Below are 24,659 nucleotides of genomic sequence, written 5' to 3'. Positions count from 1 at the left end.
CAACGCTCAACAACGTCCTAGGGTCGGCCCATGGACTTCGCCCCCTCAGCTCGTGCGGCCGACCTGACCGAGCGCGTGCGAGCCTTCATCCGCGCCGAGATCGAACCGGCCGAGGCCGCCTATCACCGGGAGATCGCCGCCCGCCGCGAGGGCGCCGGCGACCCCTGGGAGCCGCTGCCCCTCATCGCCGAGCTGCGGGCCAAGGCCCGTGCCCAGGGGCTGTGGAACCTCTTCCTGCCCGCCGGACACGAGGGCCCCTACGCGGAGCGCTACGGCACCGACGGCGGAGCCGGGCTCAGCAACACCGACTACGCGCCGATCGCCGAGGAGACCGGGCGCTCCTTCCTCGCCCCGCACGTCTTCAACTGCAACGCCCCCGACACCGGCAACATGGAGGTGCTGCTCAAGTACGGCAACGAGGAACAGCGCGAGCGGTGGCTCGAACCGCTGCTCGACGCCCGCATCCGCAGCGCCTTCTGCATGACGGAGCCCGACGTGGCCTCCTCCGACGCCACGAACATGGCCCTGTGGGCCGTCGTCGAGGGCGACGAGGTCATCGTCAACGGCCGCAAGTGGTGGTCCACCGGCGTCGGGCATCCCGACTGCCAGGTGCTCATCGTCATGGCTCTCAGCGACCCGGAGGCCGACAAGCACCACCGGCACTCCATGGTGATCGTCCCGCGCGACACCCCGGGCGTGCGGGTCGAGCGCATGCTGCCGACGATGGGCGTCCACGACGAACCGCACGGCCACGGCGAGGTCTCCTTCACCGACGTCCGCGTGCCGCTGTCCCACGTCATCGCCGGACCGGGCCGCGCCTTCGAGATCGCCCAGGGACGCCTCGGCCCCGGCCGCGTCCACCACTGCATGCGCCTCATCGGCCTGGCCGAGAAGGCCCTGGAGCTCGCCTGCGAGCGCGGCCTGTCCCGGGTCGGCTTCGGCAAGCCGCTGGTCGACCTCGGGGGCAACCGCGAGCGCGTGGCGGACGCCCGCATCGCCATCGACGCCACCCGGCTCCTCGTCCTGCACGCCGCCTGGAAGCTCGACCAGGGCGGACCGCTGCACGCGCTGAGCGAGGTCAGCCAGATCAAGGTCGCGGCCCCGAACATGGCGCAGCAGGTCATCGACTTCGCGATGCAGCTGCACGGCGGCGCCGGGCTCTCCGACGACTTCCCGCTCGCCGCCTCCTGGGTCACCGCCCGCGCCCTGCGGCTGGCGGACGGGCCCGACGAGGTCCACCGGGGCATGGTCGCCCGGCTGGAGCTGGCCAAGTACGGGGCGCGGCGATGAGCCGGCGGGTCCTGATCACCGGCGGCGCCTCCGGGCTGGGCGCGGCGCTGGCGACCGCCTTCGCCCGCCAGGGCGACCGCGTCCTCGTCACCGACCGCACCGACCCGGCGGACCGGCCCGGCGCGCTGCCCCCAGGCGCGGCGTCCCCAGGCGAGGCCTTCCTACGGCTCGACGTCACCTCCGACGCGGACTGGGCCGCCGCCCACGCCTGGGTCGAGGAGCACTGGGGCGGCCTGGACGTCCTCGTCAACAACGCCGGGGTCGCGGCGGGCGGGCGCATCGACGTCCTCCCGATGGACGACTGGCGCTGGATCACCGACATCAACCTCTTCGGCGTCGTGCGGGGCTGCCGCACGTTCACGCCCCTGATGAAGCGGCAGGGCTCCGGGCACATCGTCAACACCGCCTCCATGGCAGGGCTCACCCACCCGCCGGCCAGCGGCTCCTACAACGCCGTCAAGGCGGCCGTCGTCGCGCTGAGCGAGACGCTGCGCTACGAGCTCGCGCCCTACGGCGTGACGACGTCCGTCGTCTGCCCGTCCTTCTTCCGCACCAACCTCGCGGCGTCCCTGCCCGGCAGCGACCCCCTGATGGAGCAGGTGGCGACCCGGCTGATCGGCAGGTCCCCCCTGGACGCCGACCAGATCGCCGCCACGGTCATGGCCGGGATCCGCAAGGGCAGACCGGTCATCCTCACCGACGGGCCGGGACGGCGCGCGTACTGGGCCAAGCGGCTCCTGCGGCCGCTGTACGACCGGCAGATGTACGGCTTCGGGCAGCGCATCCGACAGGGGGAGGCACGGCTGGAGCAGGACGGACCGGACCGGCGGCACACATCGGACCGGTCGACGGACGAGCAGCGGGAGCAGGAGCGGACGGCATGAGCGGCAAGGGCACGATCCTCATCACCGGGGCCAGCGCCGGCCTCGGTGAGGAGATGGCGCGGCAGTTCGCCGCGCTCGGGTACGACCTGGCGCTGTGCGCCCGGCGCACCGACCGGTTGAAGGCGCTGGTGGAGGAGATCGCCGCCGCGCACCCCGCCCGCCGGGTGGAGGTGCGGGCCCTCGACGTCACCGACGGGGACGCCGTCCACACCGTCTTCCGGGCCTTCGCCGAGGACTTCGGCACGATCGACCGCGTCATCGTCAACGCGGGCCTCGGCAAGGGCGCGGCCCTGGGCACCGGGCGGCACGACGCCAACCGGCAGACGGCGATGACCAACTTCGTCGGCGCCCTCGCCCAGAGCGAGGCGGCCCTGGAGGTCTTCCGCGCCCAGGGCCGGGGCCACCTGGTGATGATCTCCTCGATGTCCGCGCTGCGCGGCATGCGCAAGGCCATGACGACGTACGCCGCCACGAAGGCCGGCGTCGCGGCGCTCGCCGAGGGGCTGCGCTCGGAGCGCGTGCCCGGGCTGGACGTGTCGGTCATCTACCCCGGCTACATCCGCTCGGAGATGAACGCCCACGTGGCGCAGAAGACGCGCTTCATGGTCGACACCCCGACCGGGGTCCGGGCGATGGTCGCCGCCATCGAGAAGCGCCGCGTCAAGGCGTACGTGCCGGCCTGGCCGTGGGTGCCGATCGGGCTGGCCATGCGCGTCCTGCCCCTCTCCGTCGTCCGGAGGCTGGTGTGAGCGGGGCCGAGCGCGTTTCCGGAGCCCGTGAGGTCCGCGAGGAGGACGCCTTCGACGTCGACGCCGTCGCCCGCTGGCTGCGGGAGCACGCCGACGACCCGGCCGGCCTGGAGGGCGCGCCGCAGGTGCGGCAGTTCTCCGGCGGCGCGTCCAACCTCACGTACCTGCTGCGCTACCCCGGCCGCGACCTGATCCTGCGCCGTCCGCCGCGTGGTCAGAAGGCCCGGGGCGCCCACGACATGGGGCGCGAGTACCGCATCCAGGAGCGGCTCGCGCCCGTCTTCCCGTTCGTCCCGGCGATGGTGGCGTTCTGCGCGGACGAGTCCGTCATCGGCTCGCGGTTCTACGTCATGGAGCGGCTGGCCGGGCCCATTCCCCGCAAGGAGCTGCCGCCCGACGTCGAGCTCACGGCCGAGCGGACGCGGGAGCTGTGCGTCAACGTCCTCGACCTGCTGATCGCGCTGCACTCCGTCGACCCGGACGAGGCCGGCCTCACCGACCTGGGCAAGGGCGAGGGCTACGTCGCCCGGCAGGTCGCCGGGTGGTCGCAGCGCTACCGCAAGGCCCGGACGTGGAACGTGGGTTCGTTCGAGAAGGTGATGGCCTGGCTGGACGCGGAGCAGCCCGGCGACCGACGCACCTGCCTCATCCACAACGACTTCCGCTTCGACAACGTCGTCCTCGACCCCGACGACCCGACGCGTCCGGTCGGTCTGCTCGACTGGGAGATGGCCACCCTCGGCGACCCCCTGATGGACCTCGGCGGCGCCCTGGCCTACTGGGTCGAGGCGGGCGACGGGCCGGTGTTCCGGCGCTTCCGCCGCCAGCCGACACACCTGCCCGGCATGCTCACCCGCGCGGAGGTCGTGGCCTACTACACCTCCCGCACCGGCCTGACCCTCACCGAGCGGGAATGGGCGTTCTACGAGGTCTTCGGCCTCTTCCGGCTCGCCGTCATCTGCCAGCAGATCTACTACCGCTACCACCACCGGCAGACCACGAACCCGGCCTTCCGGCACTTCTGGTTCATGACGCGGCTGCTCGAACGCCGCTGCCTGCGCGTGATGCGGCGGGCCGGCCGGTGAGCGTGCTGCTGCTCGTCCGCCACGGCCAGGCGTCCTTCGGAGCCGCCGACTACGACGCGCTCTCCGAGGCGGGCCACGAGCAGGCCCGCCTCCTCGGCGCGTCCCTGGCCGCCCGGGGCGTCGTCCCCGGGCGGCTGGTGCGCGGCGCGCTCACGCGCCACGCCCAGACGACGGCGGCGCTGCTGGCGGGCGCGGGCTGGGCGGACCCGCCCGAGGTGGAGACGGACGCGGGCTGGGACGAGTTCGACCACCTGCGCGTCATGGACGCGCACACCCCGCTCGTGGACGCCGCCGGGCGGCTGGCCTCCCCGCGCGCCTTCCAGGAGCTGTTCGAGCAGGCCACGGCCCGCTGGACGGGCGGGCAGCACGACGCGGACTACGCCGAGCCGTTCGGCGCCTTCACCACCCGCGTCGACGCCGCCCTGGCGCGGGCCGCCGAGCGCGCCCCCCGGAGCGGGACGACGCTGGTGGTGACGTCCGGCGGACCCGTCTCGCTCGTCGTCTCCCGCCTGCTGGCCGGTGACGCCTCCCTGTGGCGCGCCCTCAACCCCGTCACCGTCAACACCGGTGTCACGAAGGTGATCTCCGGGCGACGCGGGCTGACCTGCGTCACCTTCAACGCCCACGACCACCTCGACGCGACGCCCGCCCTCCTCACCTACCGCTGACGCCCGCCCCGGGGCGCCTCGGCACGGCACCCACGCGACACCTCCGCGGTCACCTAAGCGGCACCTACCTACCGTTGTCCGGATTGTTCCGGCCGGCCCGCGGCCCCATCGTGGGGGCGCCACGGCCGGGGACGCCGTGGTGTCGCCATCGATGCGGAGGCAGGCAATGAAGCTCGTCCGAACACGGCGCCGTCGGCTGACGGCCTGGTGCACGGGTCTGGCCATGACGGCCGCGCTGGCCGGTGTGGGCCTGGCGGCGGGCCCGGCGCACGCGGCCGAGGGCCCGGTCGTCGGCGCCGGTGCGCCGGGGGCGCTGGAGGGCCAGTACATCGTGGTCCTCGACGGCGCGACGTCGCTCGCCGCGAGCGCCGAGGCGCGGGTGGCCGCTCAGGCCGAGGAGCTGACCGACCGCTACGGCGGCGCGGCGGACCACGTCTACACCAGCGTCCTGCGCGGCTTCGCGGCGGACATGACGGCGCGGCAGGCCCGACGCCTGGCCGCCGACCCGCAGGTGAAGTACGTCCAGCAGTCGCAGCTCGTGCGGGCCGCCGGCGACACCCAGCCCGCGCCGCCGTCCTGGGGGCTGGACCGGGTGGACGGCGCGCTGGACGACGCGTACGCCTACCCGGGCACGGGCAGCGGCGTCACCGCCTACGTCCTGGACTCCGGCATCCGCACGAGCCACCGGACGTTCGAGGGCCGTGCTTCCCACGGCTACGACTTCGTCGACGAGGACGGCACCGCGCAGGACTGCAACGGCCACGGCACCCATGTGGCCGGGACGATCGGCGGCGCGGAGTACGGCGTCGCCAAGGACGTCGACCTCGTCGCCGTCCGCGTCCTCGGCTGCGACGGCAGCGCACCGGACCGCGACGCCATCGAGGGCCTGGACTGGGTCGCGCAGAACGCCGACGGTCCCTCCGTCGGCAACATGAGCCTCACCTCCGGCGGCCCGAACGCCGAACCGCAGGCCCTGCGCGAGGCCACCCAGGGGGCGATCGACGCGGGCATCCAGTTCGCCATCGCGGCGGGCAACTCCAGCACCGACGCCTGCGGGACCTCGCCCGGCGACGTGCCCGAGGCACTGACGCTCGGCTCGACCGACCGGGGCGACGGCCGGTCCAGCTTCTCCAACTACGGCCGCTGCCTGGACCTCTTCGCCCCCGGCGGCAACATCACCTCCGCCAGCCACAGCTCCGACACCGGCTCCAGCACCATGAGCGGCACCTCCATGGCCGCCCCGCACGCCGCCGGTGCCGCGGCCCTGTACCTGGAGGGGAACCCGGGCGCGTCTCCGCGTGAGGTGCGGGACGCGATCGTGGGTGCGGCCGAGCAGGGTGTGGTGGGCAACCCGGGTGGTGGTTCGCCGAACCTGCTGCTGGACGTGTCGGGCCTGGGCGGTGCTCCGGAGCCGGGTGAGCCCAGCGCGGAGTTCACGGCCCAGTGCTCGGAGTCCGAGCCGAGCTGTGCGTTCGACGCCTCCGGCTCCTCCGACCCCGACGGTGACATCGCCTCCTACGCCTGGGACTTCGGCGACGGGGAGTCGGGCGGCGGGGTGAACCCCTCGCACACCTACGCGGCGGCCGGGAGCTACGAGGTGACGCTGACCGTCACCGACGGAGACGGCAACCGCGACACCGCCACCCGCACCGTGCGCGCCGGGCGGCCCCCGGCCGGTGAGGAGCCCACCGCCTCCTTCACCGCCTTCTGCATGCAGGACGTCTGCGACTTCGACGCCTCCGGCTCCAGCGACCCCGACGGTGACATCGCCTCCTACCGCTGGGACTTCGGCGACGGCACCGGCGGCACCGGGGCCACCGTCTCCCACCGCTACCCCGCCGCCCAGCAGAACTACACCGTCCGCCTCACCGTCACCGACACCGCCGGTCAGACCGACACCGCCACCCGCACCCTCCAGTGCTGGAACTTCGGCACCAGCACCTTCTGCTTCCCCCAGTAGACCGCCCCCGACACCAAGGCCCCGACATGACGAGGGCGTGCCCGGTGCCCCGGGCACGCCCTCGCGTGCTGCGTCACGCGGTCCGGCTCAGGACCGCCGGTGCCGGCCGGAGGCGGGCTTCATGCGGCGGGCGAGGAAGACGAGGAGGGCGACCGCCGTCAGGACGACGACCACCTTGGAGAGCACGCCGACGTACTGCTCGACGATGTGCCACTGGTCGCCCAGCCAGTAACCGGCCAGGACCAGGATGGTGTTCCAGATCGCACTGCCCAGCGTCGTCAGGACCAGGAACGTGGGCATCGACATGCGTTCCACGCCGGCCGGGACCGAGATCAGGCTGCGGAAGACCGGCACCATCCGGCCGAGGAACACCGCCTTCTTGCCGTGCTTGGCGAACCACTCCTCCGTGCGCACCAGGTCGGCCGTCTTGACCAGCGGCAGCCGGTCCCACACGGCGAACATGCGGTCCCGGCCGAGCAGGGCGCCGATCCAGTACAGGGCCACGGCCCCCACGACGGAGCCGAGCGTCGTCCAGAACAGCGCGGAGGCCAGCGTCAGGACACCCTGCCCGGCGGCGAAGCCGGTCAGCGGCAGGATGATCTCACTGGGGAGCGGGGGAAAGAGGTTCTCCAGCGCGATCGCCAGGCCGGCGCCCGGCCCGCCCATGGTCTCCACCAGAGAGGTGGCCCAGCCCGCGATACCACCGGTGGGCTCGCCTTCCAGGGCCAGATTCAAGGAGCGCATGCACAGCCTTCACGGATTGAGTTCGAGGCCTTCCTGTGGAAGAACCTATGGTGCGGCGCGACGGGCCCCGGGACGGGGGTCGCCGCCGAAGCGGGCGGGGTCGCCCCCGCCCCCAACGTCATGCGCACCGCGGGAGTTCCCGGGTGGGCGGTGGAGGGGTGAAATGGGCCGAACGGCACTGGTGTTGGGCGGTGGCGGGATGACCGGAATCGGCTGGGAGACGGGACTCCTGGCCGGACTCGCCGAGGCGGGCTGCGACGTGAGCGACGCCGACGTGGTGATCGGCACGTCGGCCGGGTCTCTCGTCGGGGCCCAGATCACCTCGGGCCTGTGCACGCTGGACGAGCTGTACGCGCGGCAGCTGGGCCCCGCCGCGCGGCCCCGCCCGCAGCCCCGGGGTCCGGGCCGCCCCGCCGCCACGTCCCCGCCGCAGCCCCCGGCCGGGGCCGAGGGGCAGCGGCACGCGGCCCGGGTCGGGCCGGTGACGCTCGGCCGCTTCGCCCTGGCCTTCCGCCGGTCCCGGAGCGCGGCCGACCTCGGCGTGCGGCTGGGCCGCATCGCCCTGGCCGCCCGCACCCACGACGTCGCCGACCAGCGCACCGTCATCGGGAAGCGACTGCCGTCCCACACCTGGCCGCAGCGGCGGCTCCTCGTCACGGCGGTGGACGCGGAGAGCGGCGCGTTCCGGGCGTTCGACGCCGACGCGGGCGCGGAGCTCGTCGACGCCGTGACGGCCAGCTGTGCGGTGCCCGGCGTGTGGCCGCCCGTCGCCATCGGCGGGCGCCGCTGGATGGACGGGGGCGCCCGGTCCCTCGTCAACGCCGACCTCGCCGAGGGCTGCGAACGGGTGATCGTGCTCGCGCCGATGCACCGGGCCGTCGGCCCGATGCCCACCCTGCGGGACCAGGTGGCGGGCCTGCGGGCGGCGGGCACTCAGGTGGCCGTCGTGATCCCGGACGCGGCGGCCCGCGCGGCGTTCGGACGCAATCCGCTCGATCCGGGCCGCCGGGCCCCGGCGGCCCGCGCCGGACGTGCCCAGGCCGCCGCGTCCGTCGACGCCGTGGCCGCCGTCTGGCGGACGTGAGCCGCCCGCCAGCGTTCCGCCCGGTCGCCCCGCCCGGCGGCCCCGCCCGGTCGCCCCGCCCGGGCGGAAAAGCGGAAAAGTCGGACGGGTCCACTAAGGGCCACCTACCCTGACGGGGTGGCAGGTGCATCCGGCCGGGTGCTGGTGGTCGACGACAGCACGGTGATCCGGCAGCTGATCAGGGTCAACCTCGAACTGGACGGCTTCGAGGTGCTGACCGCGACCGACGGTGCCGAGTGCCTTGACGTCGTCCACGACGTCCGCCCCGACGTCATCACCCTCGACGTGACCATGCCCCGGCTGGACGGGCTGCGCACGGCCGAACAGCTCCACGCCGACCCGCGCACCCGGCACATCCCCGTCGCCATCGTCAGCGCCTGCTCCCGGTCCGGCTCCGGACGCGGCGTCGACGCCTACCTGGCCAAGCCCTTCGAGCCGGCCGAGCTCGTCCGCCTCGTGCGCCGCCTGCGCCACGGCGGGGGCACGCCCCGGGAACACCAGGCGCTCCGGACGACCGGCGTCCCCCCGCAGCTGCCCTCGTCGCCCTCCGTGTTCGACGATGCGGCCTACGTGGTCAGGCGTCCCTGAGGCTGAAACGGATTCGCCTGGTTCGCCCCGCGCTCCTTACCCTTGCCCCGTGACCCCCGCGCAGCTCTCCCGCACCGTGCGGCACGCGTGGAGCCGTGCCGTCGCCGAGGGAGCGCTGCCCGGACCCGCCGAGCCACCGGACCGCGTCACCCTGCGACGCCCCCCGCACGGCGACGCCGACTACGCCTCCAACCTCGCGCTGCGCCTCGCCGCCGGCACGGGCCGGCCCGCCGCCGAGGTCGCCGCCGTCCTGCGGGACCGGCTCGCCGCCGAGCCCGGCATCGCCCGGGTCGAGGTCTGCGGGCCCGGTTTTCTGAACATCACCCTGGTCGACCGGGGCGTCGGCCTCGTCGCCGCACTGCTGGCCCGCCCCCGGCCCGCGACGCTGCCCGAGGACCCGGCCCGCGACGCCGCCCGCTGGGCCGCCCTCACCGGCGAGCCGCCGACGTTCGCGCGCCGCCCGTCCAGCCCCCTCTTCCGCGTCCAGTACGCCCGCGCGCGCACCGTCGCGCTGCGCGAGGGGGCTCGCGCCCTCGGCCTCACGGCCCGACCGGGCGCCCTGTCCGGGGCGGCCGAGGAGGTGCTGACCGCGCTCCTCGCCGACGCCGCCCGCCTCGCCGACGCCGCCCTCGCCCGGCACCTCGTCAAGACCGCCGACGCCTTCTTCGACGTGCTGTACGCGCCCCCGCAGCGCTCGGTCCTGCCCGTCGGGGACGAGAAACCCGGGGCCGCCCACCGCGCCCGCCTGGCCCTCGCCGAGGCCACCGGGGCGGTGCTGGCCGGCGGCCTGACCCAGCTCGGCATCAGCGCACCCGACCACCTCTGAGGGGACTCACGAGCAAGCCATGAGCCGTTCCGCCCACCCCGCCGGGCCCCGCCACGCCGACGTGCTGCCCGAGGGGCACTACACCCCGCCGCCCGCCGACCTCAACGCCCTCGCCGCCCCCGTGTGGCCGCACACCGCCACCCGCGACGAGCACGGCGTGCTCACCGTCGGCGGAATGAGTGTCGTGGACCTCGCCGCCGAGTTCGGCACCCCCGCCTACTTCCTGGACGAGGCCGACTTCCGGGCCCGCTGCCGGGCCTGGCGGGAGGCCTTCGGGGACGACGCCGACGTCTTCTACGCCGGGAAGGCCTTCCTGTGCCGCGCCGTCGTGGGCTGGCTGCGCGAGGAGGGGCTGAACCTCGACGTCTGCACCGGCGGCGAGCTGGCCACCGCCCTGGCCGCCGGCATGCCGCCCGAGCGCATCGCGCTGCACGGCAACAACAAGTCCACCGCCGAGCTGCGCCGCGCCGTGGAGGCGGGGGTCGGACGGATCGTCGTCGACTCCTTCCAGGAGATCGCCCGCGTCGCGCACCTCGCCGCCGAGCTGGGCGTGCGCCAGAAGGTGCAGATCCGCGTCACCGTCGGCGTCGAGGCGCACACCCACGAGTTCATCGCCACCGCCCACGAGGACCAGAAGTTCGGCATCCCGCTGGCCGGGGGGCAGGCCGCCGAGGCGGTACGCCGCGCCCTGAAGCTCGACGCGCTGGAGCTGCTCGGCGTCCACTCGCACATCGGCTCGCAGATCTTCGACACCTCCGGCTTCGAGGTGGCCGCCCACCGCGTCGTGGGGCTGCTCAAGGACGTGCGCGACGAGCACGGCGTCGAGCTGCCCGAGATCGACCTGGGCGGTGGCCTCGGCATCGCCTACACCGCCGAGGACGACCCCCGGGAGCCGCACGAGATCGCCACGTCGCTGGGCGAGATCGTGCGCCGCGAGTGCGAGCTGGCCGGTCTGACCGTGCCCCGCCTGTCCGTCGAACCGGGACGCGCCATCTCCGGGCCGACGACGTTCACCCTCTACGAGGTCGGCACCGTCAAGCCGCTGCCGCAGCTGCGCACCTACGTGAGCGTGGACGGCGGCATGTCGGACAACATCCGCACCGCGCTCTACGACGCCGAGTACACCGTCGCCCTCGCCTCGCGCGCCTCCACCGCCGAGCCGATGCTCAGCCGGGTGGTGGGCAAGCACTGCGAGAGCGGCGATATCGTCGTGCGCGACGCCTTCCTGCCCGCCGACCTGGCACCCGGCGACCTGCTGGCGGTCCCCGCCACCGGCGCCTACTGCCGGTCGATGGCGAGCAACTACAACCACGTGCCGCGCCCGCCCGTCGTCGCCGTGTCCGACGGCGCGGCCCGCGTCATCGTCCGCCGTGAGACCGAGGAGGACCTGCTGCGGCTCGACGTGGGGTGAACGGCCCCCGCGCGTCGTCGGGCCGCACCCGCGCGACGCGCGTCCGCACACACCGTGAGAAGGACATTTCACATGCTGGACCCCGCAGGGAAAGCCCGGTCCGGTGGGTGAGACTTGTAGCACCGACATTGACGAGAATCGAGGTCAGATGATGCGTACGCGTCCGCTGAGGGTAGCGCTGCTGGGCTGTGGAGTGGTCGGCTCCGAGGTGGCGCGCCTGATGACGACGCACGCGGACGACCTCGCCGCCCGCATCGGCGCACCCGTGGAGCTGGCCGGCATCGCCGTCCGCCGGCCCGGCCGGGTGCGCGCGGGCGTGCCGGAGCACCTGGTCACCACGGACGCCGAGGGGCTCGTCGCACGGGAGGACGTCGACGTCGTCGTGGAGGTCATCGGCGGCCTGGAGCCGGCCCGGACGCTGATCACCTCGGCCTTCGAGCACGGCGCCAGCGTCGTGTCGGCCAACAAGGCGCTCCTCGCCGAGGACGGGCCGACCCTGCACAAGGCCGCCGAGAAGCACGGCGCGGACCTCTACTACGAGGCGGCCGTCGCCGGGGCGATCCCGCTGGTGCGGCCCCTGCGCGAGTCGCTGGCGGGGGACACGGTCAACCGCGTGCTCGGCATCGTCAACGGCACGACCAACTTCATCCTCGACCGGATGGACACCCAGGGCTCCGGGTACGCCGAGGCCCTGGACGAGGCCACCGCGCTCGGCTACGCCGAGGCGGACCCGACGGCGGACGTCGAGGGCTTCGACGCCGCCGCCAAGGCCGCCATCCTCGCCGGAATCGCCTTCCACACCCGGGTCGGCCTGGACGACGTCCACCGCGAGGGCATCACCGAGGTCACCGCGGCCGACATCGCCTCCGCGCGCCGCATGGGCTGCACCGTCAAACTGCTCGCCATCTGCGAGCGCGCGGCCGACGGCCGCAGCGTCACCGCCCGCGTCCACCCGGCCATGATCCCGCTCAGCCACCCGCTGGCCTCCGTCCACGAGGCGTACAACGCCGTGTTCGTCGAGGCGGAGGCGGCCGGGCAGCTCATGCTGTACGGCCCCGGCGCCGGTGGTGCGCCCACGGCCTCGGCCGTGCTGGGCGACCTCGTCGCCGCGTGCCGCAACAAGCTGAGCGGGGCCCGCGGGCCCGGGGAGTCGGCCTACAGCCAGCTGCCGGTCAGCCCGATGGGCGAGGTCGTCACGCGCTACCACGTCAGCCTCGACGTCGCCGACAAGTCCGGCGTGCTGGCCCAGTGCGCGCTCGTCTTCGCCGAGCACGGGGTGTCGATCGACACCGTCCGCCAGCAGGGCAAGGAGGGCGTCGCCGGTGACGCCTCCCTGGTCGTCGTCACCCACCGAGCATCCGACGCCGCCCTCAGCGCGACCGTCGAGGCGCTGCGCCGTCTGGACACCGTCCGCGGCGTGGCGAGCATCATGCGGGTCGAAGGGGAATGAGAGAGATGTCCGCAACCGTAGGCGCCCCCGCCGCCGCCACCCACCAGTGGCGGGGCATCATCGAGGAGTACCGCGACCGGCTGCCGGTCGACGACACCACGCCGGTGGTCTCCCTGGGCGAGGGCGGTACGCCGCTCGTCCCCGCCCAGGTGCTCTCCGAACGCACCGGGTGTGACGTATATCTCAAGGTGGAGGGCGCCAATCCCACCGGCTCCTTCAAGGACCGCGGGATGACGATGGCGATCACCCGGGCCAGGGAGGAGGGCGCCAAGGCCGTCATCTGCGCCTCCACCGGCAACACCTCCGCCTCCGCAGCCGCCTACGCGGTCCGGGCGCGGATGGTCTGCGCGGTGCTCGTCCCGCAGGGCAAGATCGCACTCGGGAAGATGGGGCAGGCCCTCGTCCACGGCGCGAAGATCCTCCAGGTCGACGGCAACTTCGACGACTGCCTCACCCTCGCGCGCGGCCTGTCCGACAACTACCCGGTGGCGCTGGTCAATTCGGTGAACCCGGTGCGCATCGAGGGGCAGAAGACCGCCGCCTTCGAGATCGTCGACCGCCTCGGCGACGCCCCCGACCTGCACGTCCTCCCCGTCGGCAACGCCGGGAACATCACCGCGTACTGGAAGGGCTACCAGGAGTACGCGGCCGACGGCATCGCCACGCGGACTCCGCGCATGTGGGGCTTCCAGGCCTCCGGCGCGGCCCCCATCGTGCGCGGTGAGCCGGTCAAGGACCCGCAGACGATCGCCACCGCGATTCGCATCGGCAACCCCGCCTCCTGGGAGCTCGCCGAGGCCGCGCGGGATGCCTCGGGCGGCCTCATCGACGAGGTGACCGACCGTCAGATCCTCGCCGCCTACCGGCTCCTGTCCGCTCAGGAGGGCGTCTTCGTCGAGCCCGCCTCGGCCGCGTCCGTCGCCGGGCTGCTGAAGGCCGCCGAGGCCGGACGCGTCGACCCCGGGCAGCGCATCGTCTGCACGGTCACCGGCAACGGGCTCAAGGACCCGGACTGGGCCGTCGCCGGGGCTCCGCAGCCCGTCACCGTCCCGGTGGACGCGGCGGCGGCCGCCGCGCGCCTCGGCCTGGCCTGACCGCCCCCGTCGCCCCCGTCCCACCCCGCCTTCTCCCCGGCCGGTCCAGCGGGTTCCCCAGTGGAAGCACGGGTTGGTGCACGACACGCATCGTGCGCCTCCCGTGCGCCCTGTGGAGCCACTGAACCTTCCTTCGATAGGCTGTTGTCATCCCCGCCCGCCGCGCACGCATGTGCCAAGGGCCACTGCCGCGCGCTGTCGCGGCACCCAGGAAGCCGCACCCCACGGCGGCCGCCCGGGGCGTTGCACATCCACCGACCAAGGAGAGTCATCGAGCGATGGCCGGTCCAGCCTTCCGCGCCGCCGCCGTCCGGGTACGGGTGCCCGCCACCAGCGCCAACCTCGGGCCCGGCTTCGACGCCTTCGGCCTGTCCCTGGGCCTGTACGACGACGTCGTCGTCCGCGTCGCCGACGCGGGGCTGCACATCGACATCGCCGGTGAGGGCGCCGACACCCTGCCCCGCGACGAGAGCCACCTCCTCGTCCGCTCCCTGCGCACGGCCTTCGAGGTGCTCGGCGGACAGCCGCGCGGCCTGGAGATCGTCTGCGCCAACCGCATCCCGCACGGACGGGGCCTCGGCTCGTCCTCGGCGGCCATCTGCGCCGGGATCGTCGCCGCCCGCGCGGTGACGACCGGCGGGCCCGAGAAGCTGGACGACACGGCCCTGCTGGAGCTGGCCACGGAGATCGAGGGCCACCCCGACAACGTCGCCGCCTGCCTGCTCGGCGGCTTCACGCTCGCCTGGACGGACGCCGGGGCCGCCCGCGCCCTGCGCATGGACCCGGCGCCCGGCCTCGTCCCCGTCGTCTTCGTCCCCGGCAAGCCGGTGCTCACCGAGGCCGCCCGCGGCCTCCTGCCGCGCATGGTCCCGCACGTCGACGCCGCCGCGAACGCCGGCCGGGCGGCCCTCCTGGTCGAGGCGCTCACCCGCCGTCCCGACCTGCTGCTGCCCGCGACCGAGGACCGGCTCCACCAGGAGTACCGGGCGCCCGCGATGGCCGACAGCGTGGAACTCGTCGGGCGTCTGCGCGCCGAGGGTGTCCCCGCCGTCATCTCCGGTGCCGGCCCCACCGTCCTGGCCCTGACCGGGGACGGAACGGCCCAGAAGGCGGAGCGGATCGCCGGGGCCGCCGGCGCCGGCTGGACCGCGAACCGGCTGGATCTCGACCTGTCCGGCGCCGAAGTCCTGCCGCTGAACAGCGGCGGGGGCGCCGAGCCCGCCCCGCGCACCGGCGCGGAGGCGGGACCTGTCCGCACGGGGCAGGGACAGGGTCAGTGACACGATTGCCGGTGCTGGAGAGGGGGAATGTTTGAAAGAGCCGGTAGTGTTAACCTCAAGTCTGCATCCGCAGCCACAGTGGTGCGGTGCACAGCGTCCCCTTCCGGGGCCACCCCTTCTTCCGGGAGCCACCCACACTGTCCGAGCAGCATGCGGAGCTGTGGCGAGCCTGCCCCGGAACCGGCGCGAACCACGCAGGCAGAGCCTGCCGCGCCTCGCGCCACGCACGTGCGCACCCACTCGATGTGGTCGACGGGTTCGACGTGTTCGATGTGTTTGACCAATTGATCTCTCCGCCGTACGCACAGGCGGGACCACCGCCCCGGCACGGTCCTCCCAACCAGGGCCGCAGCCGGACAGCACAACCGGTCGCCGAGCCAGACAGGCCGACGTCCGCTCCAGGGAAGGACCCTTCGTGAGCGACACCACCGATCTGATGGGCGTGAACGCCGACGCGCCTGCCACGGACGCCTCTGCCGCGCCTGCCACCGGTGCACCTTCCGGCACCGCCGGACGGCGGCGCCGTTCCGGCACCGGCCTTGAGGGCATGGTCCTGGCGGAGCTGCAGCAGGTCGCTTCCGGCCTCGGCATCAGGGGCACCGCGCGGATGCGCAAGAGCCAGCTGATCGAGGTCATCAAGGAGAAGCAGGCCGAGGCCGCGGGTGGCCGGAGCACCCCCGCCGGTGACGGTGAGGCCGCCGCCGCGCCGAGCGCCGCCGACACCAAGCCGAAGCGTCGCGCCACCTCGCGGGCCCGCACCGGGGACACGGGGAGCACCGACCAACAGGCCAAGGACACCCAGAACGAGACCGCCGACTCCTCGGCCGAGCAGCAGATCGACATTCCCGGCCAGCCCGTCAGCGATGACCAGGGCGGCCGCCGGAAGAGCGAGCAGCCCGCCGAGGGCGCGGCGCGGACCGAGCGTGCCGAGAAGGCCGATCGGAGCGGTCAGGGCGGCCAGGGCGGTCAGGCCAAGGCCGAGACCGCCGCCGACACCGCCGAGGGCAAGGGCGACGGTGGCGGCAAGGGCGACACCGGCCGGGCCGACGGGGGCAAGGGCGGCGACGGCAAGCAGAACCAGGGCGGTCAGCAGCAGGACCGCCAGAGCAAGCGCGACCGCCAGCGCGACCGCCGCAAGGGCGACGGTGGCGGCAAGGGCGACGGCGGCCAGAGCGGCGGCCAGCAGGGCGGCGGCCAGGGCGCCGGCCGTCAGCGCGGCGACCACCGCGACGACGACGACTTCGACGGCGGCCGCCGCGGTCGCCGGGGCCGCTACCGCGACCGCCGGGGCCGCCGCAACCGCGACGAGCAGTTCGAGCCGCAGGTCGCCGAGGACGACGTCCTGATCCCCGTCGCGGGCATCCTCGACATCCTCGACAACTACGCGTTCGTGCGGACCTCCGGTTACCTGCCGGGCCCGAACGACGTGTACGTCTCCCTCGCCCAGGTCCGCAAGAACGGCCTGCGCAAGGGCGACCACGTCACCGGCGCCGTGCGGCAGCCCCGCGAGGGCGAGCGGCGCGAGAAGTTCAACGCGCTCGTCCGGCTCGACTCGGTCAACGGCATGTCGCCCGAAACCGGCCGCGGACGCCCGGACTTCACCAAGCTCACCCCCCTGTACCCGCAGGAGCGGCTGCGCCTGGAGCACGACCCGGGCTCGCTGACGACGCGGATCATCGACCTCGTCTCGCCCATCGGCAAGGGGCAGCGCGGCCTGATCGTGGCCCCGCCGAAGACCGGCAAGACGATGATCATGCAGGCGGTGGCCAACGCCATCACCCTCAACAACCCCGAGTGCCACCTGATGGTCGTCCTCGTCGACGAGCGTCCGGAAGAGGTCACCGACATGCAGCGGTCGGTGAAGGGCGAGGTCATCTCCTCGACCTTCGACCGCCCCGCCGAGGACCACACGACGGTCGCCGAGCTCGCCATCGAGCGGGCCAAGCGCCTCGTCGAACTCGGCCACGACGTGGTCGTCCTGCTGGACTCCATCACGCGGCTGGGCCGTGCCTACAACCTGGCGGCCCCCGCCTCCGGGCGCATCCTCTCCGGTGGTGTGGACTCCACGGCGCTCTACCCGCCGAAGAAGTTCTTCGGCGCCGCCCGCAACATCGAGGACGGCGGCTCCCTGACGATCCTCGCCACCGCGCTCGTCGAGACCGGCTCGCGGATGGACGAGGTGATCTTCGAGGAGTTCAAGGGCACCGGCAACATGGAGCTCAAGCTCGACCGGAAGCTCGCCGACAAGCGCATCTTCCCGGCGGTGGACGTGGACGCGTCCGGCACCCGCAAGGAGGAGATCCTGATGGGCAGCGACGAGCTCGCCATCGTCTGGAAGCTACGCCGGGTGCTGCACGCCCTGGACCAGCAGCAGGCCATCGAGCTGCTGCTGGACAAGATGAAGCAGACCAAGTCGAACGCCGAGTTCCTCATGCAGATCCAGAAGAACACCCCGTCCCCGGGCAACAACGACTGACGACCGCGTCAGCGCCGGACGTCGTCCGACGGACCCGGCGGGTCACGACCCGCCCGCACGAGGGGCCGCCCCACCCGGGCGGCCCCTCGTCCGCGCGGCTCCCGCCGCGCCGCCCGCGCGGCGGGAATATCCGGCGGCGGCACCTCGTTTTTGCCGGTGCGGCCAGTGATGGCAGACTGGTACGTCGGCCCCGGTTCACGCCCCGCATCCCGCGACGGCGACCCGGCGCCCTCCCGATACCTAGGAGAGACCGTGAAGCGCGACATCCACCCCGAGTACGTCGAGACCCAGGTCAGCTGCACCTGTGGCGCGTCGTTCACCACCCGTAGCACCGTCCAGGACGGCACGATCCGTGCCGACGTGTGCTCCGAGTGCCACCCCTTCTACACCGGCAAGCAGAAGATCCTCGACACCGGTGGCCGCGTGGCCCGCTTCGAGGCCCGCTTCGGCAAGAAGGCCGGGGCCAAGTAGCGACCCTGAGCGCCGGTTCCCGCAGCCGCCCCACGGCGGTGCGGGACCGGCGCTTTGTCGTCGCCGTACGCCCCCGCCCTTCGCTCTGTTCGCCCCGTTTCTTCCAGTGAGGAAAGCCCGATGTTCGAGGCGGTCGAGGAACTGATCGGCGAGCACGCCGACCTGGAGCGGCAGCTCGCCGACCCGTCGATCCACGCCGACCAGGCGCGTGCGCGCAGGCTCAACAAGCGCTACGCGGAGCTGACGCCCATCGTGGGCGTGTACCGGAGCTGGCGGAGCACCGGCGAGGACATCGAGACGGCCCGTGAACTGTCCGCCGACGACCCGGAGTTCGTCGGTGAGGTGAAGGAGTTGGAGGTGCGCCGCGAGGAGCTCACGGACCGCCTGCGCCTCCTCCTCGTCCCGCGCGACCCGAGCGACGACAAGGACGTGATCCTGGAGGTCAAGGCCGGCGAGGGCGGCGACGAGTCCGCACTCTTCGCCGGTGACCTCCTGCGCATGTACCTGCGCTACGCGGAGCGTCGGGGCTGGAAGACCGAGATCATCGAGGCGACGGGGTCCGACCTCGGCGGCTACAAGGACGTCCAGGTGGCCGTGAAGGCCAAGGCGAACGCCGAGCCCGGCCAGGGCGTCTGGGCCCGGCTGAAGTACGAGGGCGGCGTCCACCGGGTGCAGCGCGTGCCCGCCACCGAGTCCCAGGGCCGCATCCACACCTCCGCCGCCGGGGTGCTCGTCCTCCCCGAGGCCGAGGACGTGGACGTGGAGATCAGCGCGAACGACCTGCGCATCGACGTCTACCGGTCCTCCGGCCCGGGCGGTCAGTCCGTCAACACCACGGACTCCGCCGTCCGTATCACGCACCTGCCGACCGGCATCGTCGTCTCCTGCCAGAACGAGAAGAGCCAGCTCCAGAACAAGGAGCAGGCCCTGCGCATCCTGCGGGCGCGACTGCTGGCCGCCGCCCAGGAGGAGGCGGAGCGCGAGGCGTCGGACGCCCGCCGCAGCCAGGTCCGCACGGTGGACCGCTCCGAGCGGGTGCGCACCTACAACTTCCCGGAGAACCGGATCTCCGACCACCGGGTCGGATTCAAGGCGTACAACCTGGACCAGGTGCTCGACGGCGAACTCGACGCCGTCATCCAGGCGTGTGTGGACGCCGATGCCGCGGCCAAGCTGGCCGCGGCGGGCTGAGCGCACACAGGGGACGGGTGAGGAACAGATGGAGCAGTCTCCCGGCGGGCGATCCCCGCATCCGCAGACCGCGCGCAGCGTGCTGCTGGCGGAGGTCGCTCAGGCCACGCAGCGTCTCGCCGACGCCGGAGTGCCCTCGCCGCGCTTCGACGCCGAGGAGCTGGCCGGGTTCGTGCACGGCGTCAAGCGCGGCGAGCTGCACCGCGTCGCGGACGCGGACTTCGACGCCCGCTACTGGGAGGTGGTCGCGCGCCGGGAGGCCCGCGAACCGCTCCAGCACATCACCGGGCGCGCCTTCTTCCGCTACCTCGAACTCCAGGTGGGCCACGGCGTGTTCGTGCCGCGCCCGGAGACGGAGTCCGTGGTCGGCTGGGCGATAGACGCCGTCCGGGCCATGGACGTCGCCGAACCGCTCATCGTCGACCTGTGCACCGGTTCCGGTGCCATCGCGCTCGCCCTCGCCCAGGAGGTGCCCCGCTCACGGGTGCACGCCGTGGAGCTCGACGAGGGCGCCCTGCACTGGGCCCGCAGGAACACCGAGGGCTCCCGCGTCCGGCTCCACCACGGCGACGCGCGCACCGCGCTGCCCGAGCTGGACGGCCAGGTCGACCTCGTGATCTCCAACCCGCCCTACATCCCGCTCACCGAGTGGGAGTACGTCGCCCCGGAGGCCCGCGACCACGACCCGCAGCTCGCCCTCTTCTCCGGCGAGGACGGGCTCGACCTCATCCGGGGTCTGGAGCGCACCGCGCACCGGCTGCTGCGGCCCGGCGGCCTCGTCGTCGTCGAGCACGCCGACACCCAGGGCGGCCAGGTGCCGTGGATCTTCGCCGAGGACCGCGGCTGGGCCGACGCCGCCGACCACCCCGATCTCAACAACCGTCCGCGATTCGCCACAGCCCGCAGGGAGGTGCCGTAATGGCACGGCGCTACGACTGCACCGAAGCAACCGACCGGAAGACCGGGCTGCGGGAGGCCGCCTCCGCCGTCCGCCGGGGTGAGCTGGTCGTGCTGCCCACCGACACGGTGTACGGCGTGGGCGCCGACGCCTTCACCCCCGAGGCCGTCGCCGACCTGCTGGAGGCCAAGGGCCGCGGCAGGGGCATGCCGTCGCCGGTGCTCGTCGGCTCCCCGAACACCCTGCACGGTCTGGTCACCGACTTCTCGGAGGCGGCCTGGGAGCTCGTGGACGCCTTCTGGCCCGGCGCGCTGACCCTCGTCGCCCGGCACCAGCCGTCCCTGACATGGGACCTCGGCGAGACCGGCGGCACCGTCGCCGTCCGGATGCCGTTGCACCCGGTGGCCATCGAACTGCTGACGGACGTCGGCCCCATGGCCGTCTCCTCCGCCAACCTCACGGGCCACCCGGCGCCGCAGGACTGCGACGCCGCCGAGCGGATGCTGGGGGACTCCGTGGCCGTCTACCTCGACGGCGGGCCGACGCCCGACATCGTGCCCTCCTCGATCGTCGACGTCACCGGGAAGGTCCCGGTGCTGCTGCGCGCCGGTGCCCTCAGCGCGGCGGAGCTGCGCGCGGTGGTGCCGGACCTCGAGGAGGCCAGTTGACCGCGCCTGAAGGGCGTGGGATACCGACGACGGTCCCGGCCGGCCGGCCTTTCCGCATCCTCCACGTCTCCACCGGCAACGTGTGCCGCTCGCCGATCACCGAGCGGCTGACCCGGCATGCCCTCGCGGCACGGCTGGACGGGGAGCTGGTCGGCGGGCTGCTGGTGGAGAGCGCCGGCACCTGGGGGCACGAGGGCGCGCCGATGGAGGAGCACGCCGCGACGGTGCTCGCCGACTACGGCGCCGACCCGGTCGGCTTCACCGGGCGGGAGCTGCTGGACGAGCACGTCATCCGCGCCGATCTGGTGCTGACGGCGACCCGTGACCACCGGGCGCAGGTGATCTCCATGGGCCACTCGGCGGGGCTGCGCACCTTCACGCTCAAGGAGTTCACCCGGCTGGTGCGGGCCATCGACGCCGCCAGCCTCCCGGACGCCGCCTCGCCCGGCGGCGTCGCCGAGCGCGCCCGTGCCCTGGTGCAGGCGGCGGCGGCCCTGCGGGGGTGGCTCCAGGCGCCCAGCGCCGAGGCGGACGAGGTCTACGATCCGTACGGAGCGCCGATCACGTACTTCCGCAGCGTGGGGGAGGAGATCAGCCTCGCGCTCGACCCGGTCGTCACCGCGCTGACCGGGGTACCCGCGCCCGCGTAGGGTCGTGGGCACGACGGGCCGGGGAACCGGCCGCCGTCCTCACCGTGTCGTAGTCTGTGGGCCTTCGGGGCCCACGTCGCCCATGCATCTTCTGGGGAGCCCGTGCGGGAATATCTGCTGACGTTGTGCGTCACGGCCGCGGTCACCTACCTGCTGACCGGTCCGGTCCGGAAGTTCGCCATCGCGGCCGGCGCGATGCCGCAGATCCGGGCCCGCGACGTGCACCGTGAGCCCACCCCGCGCCTCGGCGGCATCGCCATGTTCGGCGGCCTGTGCGCCGGTCTCCTGGTGGCCTCGCAACTCACCAACATCGGTGAGGTCTTCACGCTTTCCGATGAACCGAGGGCGCTCCTGGCGGGCGCGGGCATCATCTGGCTGCTGGGCGTGCTGGACGACAAGTGGGGCGTGGACGCCCTGGTCAAGCTGGGCGGCCAGATGATCGCTGCCGGTGTCATGGTCTGGCAGGGCCTGACGATCCTGTGGCTCCCCATCCCCACCGTCGGCATGGTCGGCATCACCCCGCTCCAGGGCACGCTGCTGACCGTGGCCCTCGTCGTCATCACCATCAACGCCGTGAACTTCGTGGACGGCCTGGACGGCCTGGCCTCCGGCATGGTGTGCATCGCCGCGATGGCGTTCTTCATGTACGCCTACCGGATCTGGTACAGCTACGGCATCGAGGCGGCGGCCCCCGCGACGCTCTTCTCCGCCGTGCTCATGGGCATGTGCCTCGGCTTCCTGCCGCACAACATGCACCCGGCCCGCATCTTCATGGGCGACTCCGGCTCGATGCTGATCGGACTCGTGCTCGCGGCCGGCGCGGTCTCCATCACCGGCCAGGTCGACCCCGACGCGCTGCGGCTGTTCGAGGGCTCGGAGAAGTCGGCCGTCAAGGCCACCGTGCCGGTGTACATGCCGCTGCTGCTGCCGCTGACGATCCTCGCGGTCCCGGTAGCCGACCTGCTGCTCGCCGTCGTCCGGCGGACCTGGCAGGGCCAGTCGCCCTTCGCCGCCGACCGGGGCCACCTCCACCACCGGCTGCTGGAGATCGGCCACTCGCACAGCCGCGCCGTGATCACCATGTACTTCTGGTCCGCGCTGATCGCCTTCGGCGCCGTCGCCTTCTCGGTCAAGTCGCGCAGCCTCGTGATCGTCCTCGCGGTCGTCGTCCTGTGCGCGGCCGGACTCGTCGTCCTGCTCCTCCCGCGCTTCACCCCGCGCGTCCCCGGCTGGGCCGACCGTCTCGTCCCCCCGCGCTACCGCCGGCCCGGCCCGGCCGAGCGGGCCAGGCCGTTGGCCGACACGGATCCCGAGCCCGTCGGCGCGGCGCGCTCGGGCGGCACGGCCCCCGGCCCCCACGGCTCCACCGCCCTCACCGACCGTCGGCCGTCACGTCACCGCGATGTCAACTCCCGTACGTGATCGACCGGTCAGTGCACGGATGAGGGGATGCACTCTCAAGTGTGACGCCTGGCACACCAACTTGGTAAAGACCTCATCAAATAGTTTGTGATACCGTTCACGAGAGCCGGTGAGGTGATCGGCGAGCCCCCACCAGGGCCGCGATCCGCGCACTCTGCGCCGCCGGTTACGCTCGGCCGCACGGTCACGTCACACCCCCCGTTCCCCGCTGGAGCAGCAACCTATGCAGTCGAACGACGCCCGGATTCTCCGCGGCGCCGCGATTCCCACGGCATGCGCCGGGCTGGTCGGCGTCCTCGTCGGCGCGGCCGTCGCGGGTGCCGAGGGTGCGCTGGGAGCGGCGCTCGGCACCGTCGTGGTCACCGCCTTCTTCGGCCTCGGCCTCTACGCGATCAGCCGCATCGGTGAGGTCTGGCCGCAGCTTCTCCTGGGCGCCGGATTCCTCGTCTACACGACGCAGGTCGGCGTCATGCTCGTCCTCCTGCTCCTGTTCCGGGACGCGACCTGGATGGACGGGCGCGTTTTCGGTCTCACCGTGCTCGCCTGCCTGCTGGTGTGGCTCGCGGCGCAGGCCTGGACCCACACGCGCGTGAAGCAGCTGTACGTCGAGCCGTCCGAGTCCGGCCGGTCCGCGGACGCGGAGCCACGTGCATGAGCGCCGTCCGCGAGTGCACCGAAAGTAGGGGCGATATAAAGACCCCCTCGGCGGACTGCTATGGTCCGACGCCGAGAGGGTGGCGAGCGAGGGAGCGTGCGCTGTGCGGGACAGCGTCGCGTGCTCCCCATCTTCCTGCTGCGAGCCGCCCTGCCGTCGCGCCGGCCGGTTCCTCCTCCCGCGATACCCAGTCCAGTGCCGCTCCGTGGCCTGCGCCACGCCGACACATCGAGGTAGCTGTACCTATGCGTCCGACCGAAGGAGCTCGCGGTGAGTAGTGACCAGTTGCTCGCCTTCGAGACCGACTGCCACCTGTTCAAAGGCTGTGGCTTCGAGGCCCCGAGCGTGTGGTCGTTCATCTTCGACCCGATGTTCACGGTCGGCGGGATCGATTTCAACAAGCCGATGCTGCTGGCGGTCCTCGGCACGGCCATCATCCTGACCTTCTTCTGGATGGCCTTCTCCAACCCGAAGGTCGTGCCCGGCAAGCTCCAGATGATCGCCGAGGCGGGCTACGAGTTCGTCCGCAAGGGCATCGCACGAGAGGTGATCGGCAAGAAGGGCGAGCCGTTCGTCCCGCTGCTGGTCTCGCTGTTCTTCTTCGTCTGGATGATGAACCTCTGGGCCCTCATCCCGGTCGCCCAGTTCCCCGTGACCTCCGTCATCGCCTACCCGGCCGGTCTCGCGATCGTCGTCTGGGCCACCTACATGACGGTGACGTTCAAGACCAACGGTTTCGTCGGCGGCATCCGGAACCTGTGCGTGCCCAGCGGCCTCCCGAAGCCGATCTACGTCATCCTGACGCCGATCGAGTTCGTGTCGAACATCTTCGTCCGGCCCTTCACCCTGGCCGTACGACTCTTCGCGAACATGTTCGCCGGTCACGTGCTGATCCTCATCTTCACGATCGCCACCTGGTACATGCTCGGCACCGTCCTCGGCACCGTCTACGCCACGGCCTCGTTCGCGATGACGATCGTGCTGACCGTCTTCGAGCTCTTCATCCAGGCACTGCAGGCCTACGTGTTCACGGTGCTGACCGCCACCTACCTCTCCCAGGCGCTCGAAGAGGCCCACTGAGGTAGCGGCCCCGCGCCACCGAGCCACCCGCCCAA

Annotated in this window: 23 protein-coding genes; 22 read left to right on the top strand and 1 reads right to left on the bottom strand. The window is 73.0% G+C overall.

Annotation, left to right across the window (positions count from 1 at the left end; translation table 11 throughout):
- Nucleotides 1-30 precede the first annotated feature (30 nt).
- The 6 genes from V6D49_RS06795 (at nt 31) to V6D49_RS06770 (ending at nt 6,636) form a co-directional block, all read left to right on the top strand.
- Nucleotides 31-1,290 carry an acyl-CoA dehydrogenase family protein gene (locus V6D49_RS06795; protein WP_340557998.1) on the top strand — a complete coding sequence of 420 codons (1,260 nt, stop codon included), beginning with the start codon at nt 31-33 and terminating at the stop codon, nt 1,288-1,290.
- Entirely contained in the window at nt 1,287-2,174 is an 888-nt protein-coding gene (locus tag V6D49_RS06790) for an SDR family NAD(P)-dependent oxidoreductase (RefSeq protein ID WP_340557996.1), read from the top strand. Before V6D49_RS06795 ends, V6D49_RS06790 begins: the two co-directional genes overlap by 4 nt.
- Nucleotides 2,171-2,923, top strand: coding sequence for an SDR family oxidoreductase (locus V6D49_RS06785; protein WP_340557995.1), 753 nt, complete (start codon nt 2,171-2,173; stop codon nt 2,921-2,923). The genes V6D49_RS06790 and V6D49_RS06785 overlap by 4 nt, the downstream gene beginning before the upstream one ends.
- Nucleotides 2,920-4,008, top strand: coding sequence for a phosphotransferase family protein (locus tag V6D49_RS06780; RefSeq protein WP_340557993.1), 1,089 nt, complete (start codon nt 2,920-2,922; stop codon nt 4,006-4,008). Before V6D49_RS06785 ends, V6D49_RS06780 begins: the two co-directional genes overlap by 4 nt.
- Nucleotides 4,005-4,676 (top strand): histidine phosphatase family protein, encoded by a 672-nt coding sequence (locus V6D49_RS06775; protein ID WP_340557991.1) that lies wholly within the window; start codon nt 4,005-4,007, stop codon nt 4,674-4,676. Before V6D49_RS06780 ends, V6D49_RS06775 begins: the two co-directional genes overlap by 4 nt.
- A gap of 166 nt (nt 4,677-4,842) precedes the next feature.
- The gene (locus tag V6D49_RS06770; protein WP_340557989.1) at nt 4,843-6,636 is read left to right on the top strand and encodes a S8 family serine peptidase; all 1,794 of its coding nucleotides are present in this window, start codon (nt 4,843-4,845) and stop codon (nt 6,634-6,636) included.
- 87 nt (nt 6,637-6,723) lie between these two features.
- Here the strand turns inward: V6D49_RS06770 and V6D49_RS06765 are convergent, their stop codons facing one another.
- On the bottom strand, nt 6,724-7,380 hold the full coding sequence (locus V6D49_RS06765) for a DedA family protein (protein ID WP_340557988.1): 657 nt from the start codon (nt 7,378-7,380) through the stop codon (nt 6,724-6,726).
- A gap of 163 nt (nt 7,381-7,543) precedes the next feature.
- On the opposite strand from V6D49_RS06765, the gene V6D49_RS06760 reads away from it, so the two are divergent.
- The 16 genes from V6D49_RS06760 to atpB all read left to right on the top strand — a co-directional run bounded on the left by V6D49_RS06760 (nt 7,544) and on the right by atpB (nt 24,624).
- Nucleotides 7,544-8,464 (top strand): patatin-like phospholipase family protein, encoded by a 921-nt coding sequence (locus V6D49_RS06760; RefSeq protein WP_340557986.1) that lies wholly within the window; start codon nt 7,544-7,546, stop codon nt 8,462-8,464.
- A 117-nt stretch (nt 8,465-8,581) separates the two neighbouring features.
- Nucleotides 8,582-9,052 (top strand): response regulator, encoded by a 471-nt coding sequence (locus V6D49_RS06755; RefSeq protein WP_340557984.1) that lies wholly within the window; start codon nt 8,582-8,584, stop codon nt 9,050-9,052.
- 49 nt (nt 9,053-9,101) lie between these two features.
- Nucleotides 9,102-9,878: a DALR anticodon-binding domain-containing protein gene (locus tag V6D49_RS06750; RefSeq protein WP_340557982.1), complete on the top strand. Its 777-nt coding sequence runs from the start codon at nt 9,102-9,104 to the stop codon at nt 9,876-9,878.
- Nucleotides 9,879-9,897: 19 nt separating this feature from the next.
- Nucleotides 9,898-11,289, top strand: a complete 1,392-nt coding sequence (lysA, locus tag V6D49_RS06745) for a diaminopimelate decarboxylase (protein ID WP_340557981.1) — start codon at nt 9,898-9,900, stop codon at nt 11,287-11,289.
- A gap of 148 nt (nt 11,290-11,437) precedes the next feature.
- Entirely contained in the window at nt 11,438-12,739 is a 1,302-nt protein-coding gene (locus V6D49_RS06740) for a homoserine dehydrogenase (RefSeq protein WP_340557980.1), read from the top strand.
- A 5-nt stretch (nt 12,740-12,744) separates the two neighbouring features.
- Nucleotides 12,745-13,833: a threonine synthase gene (gene thrC / locus V6D49_RS06735; protein ID WP_340557979.1), complete on the top strand. Its 1,089-nt coding sequence runs from the start codon at nt 12,745-12,747 to the stop codon at nt 13,831-13,833.
- A 278-nt stretch (nt 13,834-14,111) separates the two neighbouring features.
- The gene (thrB, locus tag V6D49_RS06730; protein ID WP_340557977.1) at nt 14,112-15,113 is read left to right on the top strand and encodes a homoserine kinase; all 1,002 of its coding nucleotides are present in this window, start codon (nt 14,112-14,114) and stop codon (nt 15,111-15,113) included.
- A gap of 415 nt (nt 15,114-15,528) precedes the next feature.
- On the top strand, nt 15,529-17,589 hold the full coding sequence (gene rho / locus V6D49_RS06725; protein WP_340557975.1) for a transcription termination factor Rho: 2,061 nt from the start codon (nt 15,529-15,531) through the stop codon (nt 17,587-17,589).
- Nucleotides 17,590-17,841: 252 nt separating this feature from the next.
- The gene (gene rpmE, locus V6D49_RS06720; RefSeq protein WP_191211500.1) at nt 17,842-18,060 is read left to right on the top strand and encodes a 50S ribosomal protein L31; all 219 of its coding nucleotides are present in this window, start codon (nt 17,842-17,844) and stop codon (nt 18,058-18,060) included.
- Nucleotides 18,061-18,180: 120 nt separating this feature from the next.
- Nucleotides 18,181-19,251 (top strand): peptide chain release factor 1, encoded by a 1,071-nt coding sequence (prfA, locus tag V6D49_RS06715; RefSeq protein ID WP_340557973.1) that lies wholly within the window; start codon nt 18,181-18,183, stop codon nt 19,249-19,251.
- A 28-nt stretch (nt 19,252-19,279) separates the two neighbouring features.
- Nucleotides 19,280-20,170 (top strand): peptide chain release factor N(5)-glutamine methyltransferase, encoded by an 891-nt coding sequence (gene prmC, locus V6D49_RS06710; protein ID WP_340557970.1) that lies wholly within the window; start codon nt 19,280-19,282, stop codon nt 20,168-20,170.
- Nucleotides 20,170-20,817 (top strand): L-threonylcarbamoyladenylate synthase, encoded by a 648-nt coding sequence (locus tag V6D49_RS06705; RefSeq protein WP_340557967.1) that lies wholly within the window; start codon nt 20,170-20,172, stop codon nt 20,815-20,817. The genes prmC and V6D49_RS06705 overlap by 1 nt, the downstream gene beginning before the upstream one ends.
- The gene (locus V6D49_RS06700) at nt 20,814-21,467 is read left to right on the top strand and encodes an arsenate reductase/protein-tyrosine-phosphatase family protein (RefSeq protein ID WP_340557965.1); all 654 of its coding nucleotides are present in this window, start codon (nt 20,814-20,816) and stop codon (nt 21,465-21,467) included. The genes V6D49_RS06705 and V6D49_RS06700 overlap by 4 nt, the downstream gene beginning before the upstream one ends.
- Nucleotides 21,468-21,569: 102 nt before the next feature.
- Entirely contained in the window at nt 21,570-22,889 is a 1,320-nt protein-coding gene (locus V6D49_RS06695; RefSeq protein ID WP_340557963.1) for an MraY family glycosyltransferase, read from the top strand.
- Between the two features lie 223 nt (nt 22,890-23,112).
- The gene (locus V6D49_RS06690; protein ID WP_340557961.1) at nt 23,113-23,544 is read left to right on the top strand and encodes a hypothetical protein; all 432 of its coding nucleotides are present in this window, start codon (nt 23,113-23,115) and stop codon (nt 23,542-23,544) included.
- Nucleotides 23,545-23,814: 270 nt separating this feature from the next.
- On the top strand, nt 23,815-24,624 hold the full coding sequence (atpB, locus tag V6D49_RS06685; protein ID WP_340557959.1) for a F0F1 ATP synthase subunit A: 810 nt from the start codon (nt 23,815-23,817) through the stop codon (nt 24,622-24,624).
- Nucleotides 24,625-24,659 lie beyond the last annotated feature (35 nt).

Source organism: Streptomyces sp. GSL17-111, from assembly GCF_037911585.1.
In the GTDB taxonomy this organism is placed as follows: Bacteria; Actinomycetota; Actinomycetes; order Streptomycetales; family Streptomycetaceae; genus Streptomyces.
The sequence above is the reverse complement of the archived record's forward strand: the minus strand, read 5'-3'. Positions and strand labels throughout refer to the sequence as shown.